13 protein-coding genes are annotated in these 13,044 nt (G+C 64.4%); 9 read left to right on the forward strand and 4 right to left on the reverse strand.

The genetic code is table 11. The features are described 5' to 3' along the window. Nucleotides 1-394: 394 nt before the first annotated feature. Complete coding sequence (locus tag BHK69_RS14515) at nt 395-1,465, reverse strand: LacI family DNA-binding transcriptional regulator (RefSeq protein WP_069690719.1); 1,071 nt, start codon at nt 1,463-1,465, stop codon at nt 395-397. Between the two features lie 107 nt (nt 1,466-1,572). Here BHK69_RS14515 and BHK69_RS14520 point away from each other — a divergent pair, with 107 nt between their 5' ends. The 5 genes from BHK69_RS14520 (at nt 1,573) to BHK69_RS14540 (ending at nt 6,184) form a co-directional block, all read left to right on the forward strand. Continuing rightward, nucleotides 1,573-2,580, forward strand: a complete 1,008-nt coding sequence (locus BHK69_RS14520) for a Gfo/Idh/MocA family protein (RefSeq protein ID WP_069690720.1) — start codon at nt 1,573-1,575, stop codon at nt 2,578-2,580. A gap of 43 nt (nt 2,581-2,623) precedes the next feature. Beyond that, nucleotides 2,624-3,775, forward strand: a complete 1,152-nt coding sequence (locus BHK69_RS14525; protein ID WP_069690721.1) for an NAD(P)/FAD-dependent oxidoreductase — start codon at nt 2,624-2,626, stop codon at nt 3,773-3,775. A 172-nt stretch (nt 3,776-3,947) separates the two neighbouring features. Further along, a complete protein-coding gene (locus tag BHK69_RS14530) occupies nt 3,948-4,739 on the forward strand; it encodes a transporter substrate-binding domain-containing protein (protein WP_244548500.1) in 792 nt (263 codons plus the stop codon). 66 nt (nt 4,740-4,805) lie between these two features. Next, nucleotides 4,806-5,465 (forward strand): amino acid ABC transporter permease, encoded by a 660-nt coding sequence (locus tag BHK69_RS14535; protein ID WP_069690723.1) that lies wholly within the window; start codon nt 4,806-4,808, stop codon nt 5,463-5,465. Nucleotides 5,466-5,467: 2 nt separating this feature from the next. Further along, nucleotides 5,468-6,184, forward strand: coding sequence for an amino acid ABC transporter permease (locus BHK69_RS14540; protein WP_069690724.1), 717 nt, complete (start codon nt 5,468-5,470; stop codon nt 6,182-6,184). Between the two features lie 281 nt (nt 6,185-6,465). Here the strand turns inward: BHK69_RS14540 and BHK69_RS14545 are convergent, their stop codons facing one another. The 3 genes from BHK69_RS14545 to BHK69_RS14555 all read right to left on the reverse strand — a co-directional run bounded on the left by BHK69_RS14545 (nt 6,466) and on the right by BHK69_RS14555 (nt 9,267). Beyond that, nucleotides 6,466-7,143 (reverse strand): DUF4286 family protein, encoded by a 678-nt coding sequence (locus BHK69_RS14545; RefSeq protein ID WP_069690725.1) that lies wholly within the window; start codon nt 7,141-7,143, stop codon nt 6,466-6,468. A 97-nt stretch (nt 7,144-7,240) separates the two neighbouring features. After that, nucleotides 7,241-8,248 carry a Gfo/Idh/MocA family protein gene (locus BHK69_RS14550; protein ID WP_069690726.1) on the reverse strand — a complete coding sequence of 336 codons (1,008 nt, stop codon included), beginning with the start codon at nt 8,246-8,248 and terminating at the stop codon, nt 7,241-7,243. Between the two features lie 35 nt (nt 8,249-8,283). Further along, nucleotides 8,284-9,267, reverse strand: coding sequence for an SDR family NAD(P)-dependent oxidoreductase (locus tag BHK69_RS14555; protein WP_148663420.1), 984 nt, complete (start codon nt 9,265-9,267; stop codon nt 8,284-8,286). Between BHK69_RS14555 and BHK69_RS14560 the strand changes: the two genes are divergently transcribed. The 4 genes from BHK69_RS14560 to BHK69_RS14580 all read left to right on the forward strand — a co-directional run bounded on the left by BHK69_RS14560 (nt 9,227) and on the right by BHK69_RS14580 (nt 13,008). Then, entirely contained in the window at nt 9,227-9,970 is a 744-nt protein-coding gene (locus BHK69_RS14560) for an IclR family transcriptional regulator (protein ID WP_244548501.1), read from the forward strand. The two genes, BHK69_RS14555 and BHK69_RS14560, sit on opposite strands and share 41 nt — an antisense overlap. Before the next feature lie 149 nt (nt 9,971-10,119). Continuing rightward, complete coding sequence (locus BHK69_RS14565) at nt 10,120-11,175, forward strand: ABC transporter ATP-binding protein (RefSeq protein WP_069693664.1); 1,056 nt, start codon at nt 10,120-10,122, stop codon at nt 11,173-11,175. Nucleotides 11,176-11,241: 66 nt separating this feature from the next. After that, on the forward strand, nt 11,242-12,147 hold the full coding sequence (locus tag BHK69_RS14570; protein WP_083269402.1) for a carbohydrate ABC transporter permease: 906 nt from the start codon (nt 11,242-11,244) through the stop codon (nt 12,145-12,147). A 24-nt stretch (nt 12,148-12,171) separates the two neighbouring features. Next, on the forward strand, nt 12,172-13,008 hold the full coding sequence (locus tag BHK69_RS14580; RefSeq protein ID WP_158516212.1) for a carbohydrate ABC transporter permease: 837 nt from the start codon (nt 12,172-12,174) through the stop codon (nt 13,006-13,008). The last annotated feature ends 36 nt before the right edge of the window (nt 13,009-13,044 follow it).

Genomic DNA, 13,044 nt, shown 5'->3' on the forward strand with positions numbered 1-13,044 from the left:
TCTGGCGCTTTAAGGCAGCGGTAGGATCGACATTTGAATCGCTGCGGCCGGCGGCGCTAACGCGGCAGGCCAGCTGGCAGCAGGGTCCGATGCCAAAGTGGGGGACACAGCCTCGAAGGCTCCCAGGACCTTCTGTTAACGGGCCAATCGAGGTGCCGGTCGATGCTCATGACAAAGCCGCCGCGACTGTCATTCACGCTGCACTTGCCGAATTCAGCGCTCACAACGTCGATAAGGGCAGAAAGCCGCTGCGGAAGAGCTCGGAGAAGCGGTATCCATGCGACGCGCTACGAACGCCCTGTAAATTGTTCCCGTCGCTTCGGTCCTCGCGCCAACTTGGCCAAAAATCTGTCGCGACATAAGATTTATCGGACAGGGCAACATCGCAGATTGATCATCTCGGTGGCGGGATGACCGATTCTCTCTCGATGAGGCGCGTTTGCAGAATGATGCGCTGGCCGGCGGTGGTATCCCCGCGGGCGCGCCGCACGAGGGCCGCAGCGCTTTCCGCGCCCAGTTCGTAGCACGGCTGCGCGATGACCGTAATCGACGGCGTCGTAACACTGGTCCAGTCCGCATCATGGAAGGCGATGAGAGACAGATCGCGCGGAATGACGATACCCAGTGTGCGCAACGCCTTGAACAGCTCGAGCGCCACCACGTTGTCGGATGCGATGAGCGCGGTCGGCCGGTCCGGTAGCGCCATCAGATCGGCGACGATCTTGAGCCCGCCGCCCAGCCGGTTCACGCCGAGGCGGACATAGCGTTCGCAGCCTTCGCCGCCCGCCTGCGCGGCGGCCTCGAGAAAGCCTTCGATGCGGTCGCGTACCGTGGACAGATGAAGCTGGTGCGGGCCGCGATACACCGGATCGTCGCAGGCTGTCGCCGACACGTAGCCGATGCGCCGGTGCCCGGCTTCGGTGAGCCGTCGCGCCACGGCGGCGCCGGCGGCGCGGTCGTCAGCGACCACGGTGTCGACGCTCATCGAAGGGATGTAGCGGTCCAGCAGCACAATCGGACGCCCGCTAGCTTCCACGGCACGCAAGTGTTCCGTGTCATGCACGCTGGCAGGTGTGACGATCAACCCGTCGACCCGCTTGCCCAGCAGCATGCGTATGGCGTCTCGCTCGCGTTCGACGTCTTCGCCCGAATTGGCGAGGATGACGTCGAAGCCCTCGGCCCGAGCCACGTCGCTGATGCCGCGCACCGCCAAGCCGAAATAGGGGTTCTCCACGTCGGCGACGACGACACCGATAGCGCGCGAGCGGCCTGTCGTCATGCTGCGGGCGACTTCATTTGGCCGGTAGTTGAGGCTCTGGGCGGCGGTCATCACCTTGTCCCGAACCGCTGGACTGGTGACGCTGTAGCCGCCGAGCACGCGCGCCGCGGTCGCCTTGGAGACGCCGGCCTCGCGCGCGACATCCTGCACGGTTGCATCCCGGGGCTTTGATGATGATTCGCTCATGAGGTCTGCCTAGTCCCGCAACCCGAAGCTCGCAACACGAGACGCCGGTGATTGACAAATGAGACCGGTCTCATTTAGACTTTCAGCATCGTTGAGGGCAATACACCATGGTGCGGAAGCTGAAATGGGGCGTGCTCGGCGCGGCGAACATCGCGCGCAAGCATGTCATTCCCGCCATGCTGGCGAGTGAGCGTTGCGAGCTCGCCGCCATCGCCTCGCGTGACGAGGAACGCGCCCGCGCCACAGCCCATGATTTCGGCATTCCCACGGCTTATGGATCCTATGAGGCCCTGCTTGCGGACCAGGCCGTTGAGGCGATCTACAATCCGCTGCCCAACCATCTGCACGCGCCCTGGACGATCAAGGCGCTGGAGGCCGGTAAGCACGTGCTGTGCGAAAAGCCGATCGCGCTCGACGCCGCCGAGGCCCGCGAGATCGCCGCCGCCGCCGAGCGCACGGGCCGGCTGGTCATGGAAGCCTTCATGGTGCGCTTTCACCCGCAGTGGCGGCAGGCGCGCGAAATCGCAGTAGGCGGGCGCATCGGCGAGGTGCGCGCGATACAGACGATCTTCTCCTATTACCTGACCGACCCCGCCAATGTCCGCAACCAGCGCGACATAGGCGGCGGCGGTCTCTATGACGTCGGCTGCTACGCCATCAATACTGCGCGATATATCTTCGCTGCGGAGCCGGAGCGGGTCATCGCGCTGGTGACCACCGATCCGATCTTGGGCACCGACTGCGTCACCAGTGGCCTGCTTTCGTTTTCCGAGGGACGGCAGCTCGCCTTCACATGCGCCACGCAGCTCGTGCCATGCCAGCGTGTACAGATCCTCGGAACGCGTGGCCGCATCGAGATCGAAATTCCCTTCAACGCGCCCAAGGCCGCCGATACGGCGGTCATCGTCGATGACGGCAGCGACCTCGCGGGCCGTGGCCGGGAACGGATCGTTGTTCCTGCTTGCGACCAGTATGTGCTGCAATGCGACGCCTTTTCGCGCGCCGTGCTCGGCGAGGAGCCGCTCGCGGCGACGATGGCGGACGCAGTGGCGAACATGCGGACGATCGACGCTCTCTTCCGCTCGGCGCGCTCTGGCACCTGGGAAGCGCCGTGAGGCGTCTCGCCATCCCCCCTCGTCTCAAGGAGAGAAAAGCCTCGTGAGACCGTCCTCAGACTGCCCGAGCGTCGTGATCATCGGAGGGGGGATCTTCGGCGTCTCCACGGCGCTGCATCTCGTCCGCCAAGGATCGCGCGTCACGCTCGTCACCGAGGGCGTCCTCGGCAGCGGCGCTTCGGGCCGCTCGCTTTCGTGGCTCAACTCGGCTCGTTTTCGATCGGCCGCCTATCACCGCCTTCGGATGGTCGGCATCGATCGCTATCGCACGCTCGCGGCACGGCATCCGCAAGCCCCGTGGCTGCGCTTCGACGGTGGTCTCACTTGGGACGCTGATGATGAGTCGAATGCGATGGACGCCGCTGAAGCGCATGAACGCAGCATCGGTTACGATGTGATGCGTCTAGCGCCGGAAGAGGTTGCTGCCGTCACGCTTGGCGTCGATGCGCGGGCGATCACGCGGCAGGGTGCACTGTTCAATCCTGGCGAGGGCTGGGTCGATCTCGCCGCGCTGATCGGTCTCCTCGCCGCGGAGCTTCGTATGCGGGGCGGCGAGATCGTCGAGAACGCAGGCGTCGCATCGGTGCTCGTCCGCAACGGCCTCGCCCGCGGCGCGAAGGCTGCCGACGGCCGTCTGTTCGAAGCCGATGCCTGCCTGATCGCAACCGGTCCCGGCGCGCCCGCCATGGCCGCCGATCTCGGGGTGGAGATTCCTGACGCGTCGCCGATCGGGCTTCTGGTCAAGACCGCACCTGTGGAGACCGCGCTCCGTGCCGTGCTGAACACGCCGCGCGTGGCCGTGCGCCCGACGCCCGACGGTGCCTTGGTGCTCGACTCCGCCTGGTCCGAGGCCGAGATGCGCGGCAACGCCGACGGGAGCTTCGAGGTGAGCCCGGACACGATCGACGGCCTGCTGCGGGAGGCCTCCGCCGTGCTGGCCGGAAATCCGAGGCTGGCCTTCGGCTCTTATGGCGCAGGTCGGAAGCCCATCCCGGGAGACGGAGAGCCGGTCTTCGGCGCGCTGGACGGGATCGGCTCCTGTTTCGTCGCCTTCAGTCACAGCGGCGCAACGCTGGGGCTGATCGCGGGCGAGCTTCTGGCGGACGAGATCGTCAATGGCCGCCGCAGCCCGCTGCTGGCCGACTTCCGCCCGGGCCGCTTCCAGACCGCTGCCCGAACCTTGGTCGACGCCTGATGCCACGCGTCGCCCGACCGACCCGCAGCGCCGAGATCTGCCGAGAGAAAGGGCCGCGAATCCGCGCCCGTCGCTAACTACGAGCTGGCCCACAAAAAGCAAAAGAGGAGCGGGAATGATGACGCAACTTTCGTTCAAGAACGCGATGGCATCACTTTTGGTGTTAGCGTCCATGCTGTGGGGCGTGGCCGCCGCACAGGCCCAATCCCTGCCGCCGCTGCCCAAGGCGGTCAAGGATGCCGGGGTGCTCCGCATCGGCGTGCGCTGCGACGCGCCGCCCTTCGGCCAGTCGGCCACCGACGGCAAGCCGGTCGGCATCGAGATCGACATCGCAAAGCAGCTCGCCGTCTATGCGCTCGGCTCGGCCGACAAGGCGGAACTGACCTGCGTCGCAACGGATGCGCGCATCCCCTCGCTGACCGGCCGCAAGATCGATCTGCTCGTGGCGACGCTGGGCCGCACCCCGCCCCGTGAGCAGGTGATCGATTATTCGACGATCTACTACTGGGGCAGCAGCAACGTCGCCGTGCTGAAGGACAGCCCCGTGCAGAGCCTTGCCGAGCTGAAGGGCAAGTCGATCCTGATCGTGAAGGGCGGCAACCAGATCAACTGGCTGCGCAACAACATTCCGGACGTTCAGTTCGTGCAGCTCAACAACGCCTCGGACAGCCTGCAGGCCCTGTTCCAGGGACGTGCGGACGCTTACGTCACCGACGGCACCACGATGGCGCTGCTGCTGGGCAACTCTCCTAATCTGCGCGTGCTCAAGGGCGAGGTCGATCTCGGCTTCAACGGCGTCGGCATTCGCAAGGGCGAGCCCGAGATGAAGGCCTTTGTCGATGCCGCTCTCGCACGGATGAAGGACGAAGGCCTGCTCTCGAAGTCGGTGAAGGCCCATGTCGCCGACGCCAGTCTGCAAGCGCAGATGATCCGCTCCTTCGAGACCCCGCCACCGTCGAACTGACGGCAGGCGCGCCGGCGGGCGGACCATCGCCGGCGCGCCGTTTGCCGGTCCTCCTGGGGAAGCACCATGGACCTCGACTATATCCTCGGCGCGCTCCCGGATCTGATGAAGGGTCTGAAAATGACCCTGATGGTCAGCGCGCTGTCGATCAGCCTGTCGCTCGTTTTCGGAGCGCTGGGGGCCGCCTTGCGTACCAGCAGCAACGCGCTTCTTCGGAATTTGGTCGTCGGCTATGTGGAATTCGTGCGGGGCACGCCGCTGCTCGTGCAGATCTTCTTCGTCTTCTTCGGCCTGCCCAGCCTCGGCATCCGCTTCTCGGTATTCTGGTCCGGCGTCATCGCCCTGACGGTCTGGGCCACGGCGTTCCAGATCGAGAATGCCCGCGCAGGGCTCGCCTCGGTGGCGCCGGGCATTCGCGATGCGTCCCTCGCACTGGGTCTGAAGCGCTGGCAGCACGCGATCCTCGTTGTCTTGCCGATCGCCGCCCGGGCCGCCCTGCCGCCTGCCATGAACACCGTCGTCTCGACCTTCAAGAATTCGGCCTACCTGCAGACGATCGGACTCGTGGAGCTGACCTTCGTCGCCGTCGATCGCATCGCCTATGATTTCCGGGCGGTCGAGATGTTCGCGACGATCTGCGTGATCTACCTGTTTTGCGTCTTCGTTCTGGCGGGGCTGGCCAAGCTGGTCGAGCACCGGCTCGATCGTCCTTTCGCGGAACGCTGACCATGCTGCTCCTGGAGTTCCGGAATTTTCTGCTGGCGGGCTTCGTCAACACGCTGCTGCTGTCGCTCGTGCTCACGGCGGGCGCCACCCTATGCGCCGTCCTGTTCACGGTCGCGCTGTCGACGCGCTCGACGGTCTTGACCGGCTTCGTCTACGGCCTCGTCGAGTGCCTGCGCGACGTCCCGCTGATGGTCACCGTGCTGCTGGCTTATTTCGTGCTGCCGAAGGCCGGCATCTCGCTCAATCCCTTCTGGTCGAGCGCGCTCAGCATCTCGCTTTGGGGCGGCGCCAATGGCGCGCATATCATCCGCGCCGGCCTGACCGCCGTTCCGAAAGGGCAGCGCGAGGCCGCCGACGCATTCGGCCTGCGTGGTTGGCGCAAGCTCGTTCTGGTCGTCCTCCCGCAGGCGATGCCTGTGATCATCCCTCCCTATGTCGGCCTGGTGACGGGCCTCGTGCAGGCGAGCTCGCTCGGCGCGGTGATCGGAGTGGAGGAGGTCTTTCGCGCTGGTCAGGTCATCATCGAGCAGACCACGCTCACGCGGGGCGGCAGTCCAGCCTATCTCGTGTACGGCTTTCTGCTCGTCATCTATTTCGTGCTGTGCTGGCTGATTTCTCTGGTCGGGCGTCGCTGCGAGCAATACTTCACCCGGCATTTGACGGTAGCCGATGAAGCCTCCCCTCTGCCGCGAGGTACGACACAAGTCGTGCCTGCCTGATGTCGACGGCAGTGGAGCTGTTTGCCACCGTATCGCGCATCTACCTGAAGGCGTTCCATATCCTGATCCGTCCACGGGACGTCTGCTTGATGGTAGTGAGCGAATGTCCGGAATTGGCGAAATCGAGACGATAGCAGGCCGCGTGTTTGCCTGCGTCGCGTAAGCCTCAGCCTGGCGCTGGAGCGGCCTGGGGGAGGGGGGAACGCCGCCACATCCCGCGCGGCTCGGCGCCTCCCTGCCCGGAACGCCGTCCCATTGGGATTTTGGCGACGAAGCCCGCATCACGTGGCGGCGAGACGGTCGTGCTGCAGGCGATAGACGCCGCTCAGGATGTCCGGAGCCCCGAGTTCGGCGAAGATCGCGGGAGGCAGATGCATTGCCAGGACCTCGTCCACCGCTTCCCGGGTCGCCCCTTCGACGATGACGACCCAGCGCGGTACCATATTAGCGGCGCGCCCGCGTTGCTCGGCCGTCTTGAGGTTGCTGGCGCCCTCGTCGGCCCGGCAGAGATGTGCCGCACAGATGGCGGGCGCCTTCACGATCTCGGGCAGGACGGCGTTCGAGAGCGTCTCCAGGATGGTTGCATCGTGCTTGGGGTCGCAGTCGAAGCGGATGGTGCCGATGACGCCGCCCGACCCTGCGCCGAGAGAAAGCTCGACATCGCACAGCGACCGTGAGGTGTTCAGGAAATGCTTGACCGAGCGCGTGGTCCATTCGGTTGGGCTGTTTAGACGAGCCAGATATTCCGGCGCGGTCAGCACGGCGCGATCTTGGACCTCGTAGAGCGTGAAATAGTCCGGCGTTCCCGACAGCGCGATATAGCGGCGGCCGCGCAGGAAGCCGGTCGTGCCGACACGTTCAGGAATATGTTCCCGATCGTGCCATTCATAGAAATTGGCGCGTCCTTCGTCGGTGATATCGTTCCAAATCGCGATAACACCTGACCCTGACAAAGACATGGGCTTTTCCTTTTCATTTGATGCATTTCGGTTCGCCCGCGATCGGCCGCTTTCCCTGAGTGGGGGCGGGAGAGCACAAGGCGGGCGGTGACGGTGTCTACTGCCGATGATCGACGATCTCGAACGCGCCGCGCTGGGCGGCGGAGCGGTAGCCCGCCTCGACGACGGCGACCGCGTGCTCTGCCTCGCGCAGGCCGGCGACTGGAGCCCGCCCGGCGGCCAGATCGAACCAACTCCGTCTCAGGAACGCCGAATAAAATGCATCGGTGTTGTATTCGACCGTGGTGGACCGCCCCTGCGGCCGATCACGGTCCTTAACGTAGAACTGGTCGGCATATCCGCGGATGTAAGACGCTGTGTGCGAGATCGAGAACGCGAAATCCCGCTGGTCTTCGGCCGTAGACGGATACATGTAGCCGGTCTCGATCACGGCGATTTGGCCCGCCGCGTTCGTGCAGGTGAAGACGGATTGCTCCTCGACGGTCACATCGGGCCGGTGCGCGCGCATCGCGGCTGAAACGGCAGTGATCGGGCTGCCCGTCAGGGCGGCGACAAGATCAATGAAGTGCACCCCGACATTCAGCGTGGACCCGCCACCCGCCTGACGCTTGTCGAGCATCCAGCCGCAGCCCCCCTTCTCGTAACGGCCGACCGGGCCGACGATGAAGCGGAACGAAAGATGCTGGAAGCCTTCCGGCGTCAGCCCCTCGGCAGGCGACAGGCGCTCCGCCAGATCGCTAACCCGCATGATGAAGGGCACGCTGACATAGACCCTGCGTTCCTCCGACAGCCGCCTGATCCGCCGAACTTCCTGCAGATCGAGTCCGCAGGGCTTCTCGATCAGGAAGGGAACGCCGCGAAGGATCAGACGCTCGGCCAGCGCCGCCATCTCGGAATGGCGGCTGAATACTAGAGCGAAATCGAAGTCCTGTTCGAGAAGAGCCTCGTTGGACCCGTAGAGTTTGCAATGTAACTGCTCCGCAAACCGTGTGCCGGCGAAATTCGCGGAATCGGAGATGCCGACGATTTCGATCCCCGGATCGGCCAGAGCGGCGAGATAGAGCGGAAAATGCCAGTGGCTTACGTCGAAAACGGCGATTTTCATGAGAAGCTCCTAGACGGATGCGATGACCGCGCCGATCAATCCATGTACGAGCCGCCGTTCACGCTCAAAGTCTCGCCGAAGATGTAGCTCGCGTCGTCCGACACCAGGAACGCGACCGCGCGCCCAATTTCCTCGGGGCGCCCGAGCCGGCCGGCGGGAATGCGGGAGATGGTCGTCGCCTTCATGTCGGCGCTCATCTCCGAGGTCAGTTCGGTCGCGAACAGGCCCGGCGCGATGGCGTTGACGTTGATCTCGAACGGAGCCGCGTAGAGCGCGAGGGATTTCGTCAGGCCGATGATGCCAGCCTTTGCTGCGGTGTAATGCGCGTTGCCGATGAAGTCGCCGCGTTTTCCGGCGACCGAGCTGATGTTGACGATCTTGCCGGATTTGCGCGCCTTCATCGAAGCTAGGACCGCCTGGCAGCAGTTGAACGACCCCTTGAGATGGATGTCGAGCATTCGATCCCACTTCTCAGAGGTGATCTCCGGAAAGGGGACGAAGTCGCCGATGCCGGCATTGTTGATCAGGATATCGACCCGGCCATGTTCGGCGAGGATCCGACCGAAGGCAGCCTCAACCTCGGTCGTCTGAGAGACGTCGAAGGCGATAGCGCTGGCCTGGCCGCCCTGTCCGCGGATGATCTCGACAGCTTCCTCGGCCGGCTCGAGCGAGCGGTCGTTGACGATCACATGAGCTCCACGTTCGGCGAGAACGGAGGCAATCGCGCGTCCCAGGCCGCGGCCCGCGCCCGTCACGACGGCGATCTTGTCGGACAGCTCCCGCCGATTTGACGTCATGACCTTCTCCGGTGTTGATGCAAGCGTCGATCCGGCCGCAGATGGTTTGCAGTTTGACACGCGCCGTGCTAGTGGAACGACGTTCCAGAAGCGTCGATAGCGTGGTGATATGCGCCTTGTCAAATCCCTCGTCGAGCGCTGCTTCGACCTCATCACCCTGCTCACCGAGCATGCCGGTGCGATGCCCCTGGGCGAGATCAGCCGGCGGCTCGACGTGCCCAAGAGCGCAGCCCACCGGCTTTTGGCGACCCTCTGCGAGCTGGGCTGGGCGGAGCAGGACCCCGATAGCGGCTTCTATCGCCTATCGTTGCGCCTGGCCGTGATCGGTCAGCGCCTGCTGGTTGGCACGCGGATCCCCGATATCTGTCAGCCGATCCTCGATCGGCTCGCCAACACGACGGAAGGCCTGGGCCGGATCGCCATCGTCACCCCGGATGGCCTAACCTGGATCGCGCATTCGCAGGGCGCCCGTTCGGGCCTGATCTACCAGCCGGAACTTGTCGCCAGGGTGCCGCTGCACACGACCGCCAACGGAAAGGCCTGGCTGACCACGCTCGACCGGAACGAAGCGTTGGCCCGCGCCGTTGCCAGCGGTCTCGGCGATACCTCCATCGGCGGCCCCCGCGCGATCACGACAAAAACCACGTTCTCGGCGGCTCTGGACGAAACGGAGGAACGCGGCTGGGCCGTCGCGCTCGAAGAGGCGGAAGCCGGCGTGGCGGCGATCGCGGCTGTCATTCGAGTCGGCGAGCAGGTCGTCGGGACCGTCAGCGTGGCGGGCCCGATCCACCGGTTTTCGCCGGTCATGCATCCGCAGGTGGCGGAGAAGGTCAAGTCGGCGGCCCAGGAGCTGTCGGCTCTTTGGCCCTATCGGATCGCCGCGCCGCTTCGCCCGGCGACGACCGCAAGAGCCGCGACCTCATAAGCCCGCCGATCAGTCGCAGGACGATGGCTGCCGCGGCAGCCCGTCGCAGAGTTGACACCGAGTTCACTATCGGAATACCGTTCCATTAACAAATGTCCTTGGGCAAGCCGAGGCAGGTTGCGGCCGCTCAGGCGGCAGGGGAGCGCTCGATGGCCAATGTAGAACTCAGATCTGTTCGCAAGGCCTATGGCGCCGCAGCTGTGCTCCATGGCGTCTCTGTCGATATCAACGAAGGCGAGTTCGTCACGCTGGTCGGCCCCTCCGGATGCGGGAAATCGACCCTACTGCGCATGATCGCAGGCCTGGAAGGCATTACCGGCGGGGAGATCCGTATCGGCGGGCGCGCGGTGAACAACGTTCCTCCCAAGGAGCGGGATATTGCCATGGTGTTCCAGAACTACGCGCTCTATCCCCATATGACAGTTGCCGAGAATATGGGTTTCTCCCTGAAGCTGAAGAAGGCTCCGCGCGAAGAGCGCGAGGCGCAGGTACGCCGAGCGGCCGAAATCCTCAGCCTTTCCAAGCTGCTCGATCGCTATCCCCGTCAGCTTTCGGGCGGACAGAGGCAGCGCGTGGCGATGGGCCGCGCGATCGTCCGAAGCCCGCAGGTCTTCCTCTTCGACGAGCCGCTCTCCAATCTTGACGCGAAGCTGCGCGTGCAGATGCGCACCGAGATCAAGGAGTTGCACCAGCGCCTCAAGACCACGACGGTCTATGTGACCCACGACCAGATCGAGGCCATGACCATGGCCGACAAGATCGTGGCGATGCACGATGGGACCGTCGAGCAGGTGGGGGCACCGCTCGAACTCTACGACAAGCCCACCAACATGTTCGTGGCTGGCTTCATCGGCTCGCCTGCGATCAACTTCCTCAAAGGGCGTCGCGAACAGGACCGCTTCCTGCTCGATGGCGGGTTTTCCCTGCCCCTGCCGCCGCAGTCGGACCACCTGCCTTCAGATGATATCGTCTACGGGGTTCGCCCGGAGCATTTCGTGCCAAGCGCGGAGGGCTTGCCGCTGACCGTCGCGGTCGTCGAGCCGACGGGCTCCGAGACGCAGGTGATCGCGCGGCACGGGTCGCAGAGCATCGTCTGCCTGTTCCGCGATCGCGCCCTGCCCGAGGTGGGCGAGACCATCCGGGTCATGCCCGATGTCTCCCGCATCCACCTGTTCAAGGAAAGCGACGGCCGACGCCTGTCCTGAGCCGCCGGGACAGTCCGCCCCGCGGCGCGGGCGCGCGCATCGCCATCCAGCACAGACGGAACGATCATGTCAGAGACCGCCATCCAGGCAGAGACCCTTAAGGCACGAAGCGGACCTCGTTTGACCGTGGCACCATACGTTTGGTTCGGGCCGGCCATCCTGATCCTGTTCCTCGTCACCCTTTATCCGTCGATCTTCGTGACTTGGCTGAGCTTCCAAAAGACCCGCTATTACGAACTGGTCGGGTTTGTCGGGCTAGCCAACTACGCCGAGGTCCTGGGGTCGTCCGCCTTCTGGGACACGACCTTCGTCTCGATGACCTATGTCGTGGGATCGCTGGCCGGGGCCCTCATCCTGGGCATGGCGGCGGCCCTCGTGCTGAACGACGCCGGGCGGACCGGATCGGTGCTGCGCGTCTTCATCCTGTTTCCGTGGACCTTGTCGATGTCGGTGGTCGGGAGCATCTGGCTTTGGCTGCTCAATCCCTCCTTCGGCCCCATTCCCTATCTGATGCAGACGCTGGGACTGGATCCGGGCCTGATGCTGGGCGATCCGGGGCTCGCGCTGCCGCTCATCATCTTCGTGACCGCATGGTGGTCATTCCCCTACGTCATGGTGATGGCGACCGCCGCAATGCAGTCGATCCCAAAGGAACTCTATGAGGCCGTGGAGATCGACGGCGGTGGACCTTGGATCAAGTTTCGCTACGTCACGCTGACGCAGATCCTGCCGACGCTGGGCAGCACCGCGCTCACGCTGTCGATCATGTACCTGACCTTGATGACTCTCATCATCGTCATGACCGGCGGTGGCCCGCTGGGCTCCACGACGACACTGAGTTTCGAGGCGTTCCGAGGCACCATCCAGGCGGTGAATATCGGCCCCACGGCGGTCGTGTCGATCGTCGTCCTTTTGATCAATGTCGCCCTGGGTGCGCTCTATACGCGGCTCTCTGGCCGCGTCACCGGCTAGAAGGTCCAGAACATGAGCGCTGCAATGTCCGACGATCGCCCCTCCGGGAGGCTCTTTGGGATCCTGGCATCCCTGCTGTTTGCAGTCATCGTACTGGGCCCGGTGGCTTGGGCGCTCGCAACGTCCTTCAAAACGGAAGTGGAGGCCGTCGCCGTACCGCCGACCCTGTGGCCGCGCATGGCGACGCTTGAGAACTACATCAAGGTCTTCCGCGACCAGTCCTTCTTCCAGGATTTCTGGAATTCAGTCGCCTATGCTGTCGGCGCCGTGGCGCTCGCTCTGCTCGTCGGCATTCCAGCCGGATATGCGGCCGCGCGCTTCACCTTCCCGGGCAAGAAGCTCCTGATGCTCGTCATCCTGGCGACATCGATGGTGCCCGGCGTCGCGCTCCTGGTGCCCACCTATTACCTGCTCGATTCAGTTGGACTCCTCAACAGCGGCATCGTCGTCACCATCATCCTGTCGGCGCGCATCATTCCCCAGACGGTCTGGTTCATCGCCAATTTCGTCGAAGCGGTCCCGGTCGAGATTGAGGAATCGGCGTTCATGGACGGCGCGACACGGTTCCAGATCATCTGGAGCCTTATCCTGCCGCTGATCCGGCCGGGCATCGCCGCCGTCGCGACCATCGGCATCGTGACCACCTGGAACGACTACATCACGGTGGCGGTCTTCGCGCCCGAAGTCGCCAAGCGCACGCTTCAGGTCGCGCTGGTCAATCAGGTCTTCGACGCGATCGGCATCTCCTGGTCGTACATGATGGCGTTCGTGATGATTGCGTCGATGCCGGTCATCCTGATGTTCGGCTTCGTCCAGAAATGGTTCATTTCAGGTCTTACCGCGGGCGCCGTCAAAGGCTGATTAAACAGTCGCGAAGAAGTGAATTTCAACGACAAC

The organism is Bosea vaviloviae, from assembly GCF_001741865.1.
GTDB lineage: Bacteria > Pseudomonadota > Alphaproteobacteria > Rhizobiales > Beijerinckiaceae > Allobosea > Allobosea vaviloviae.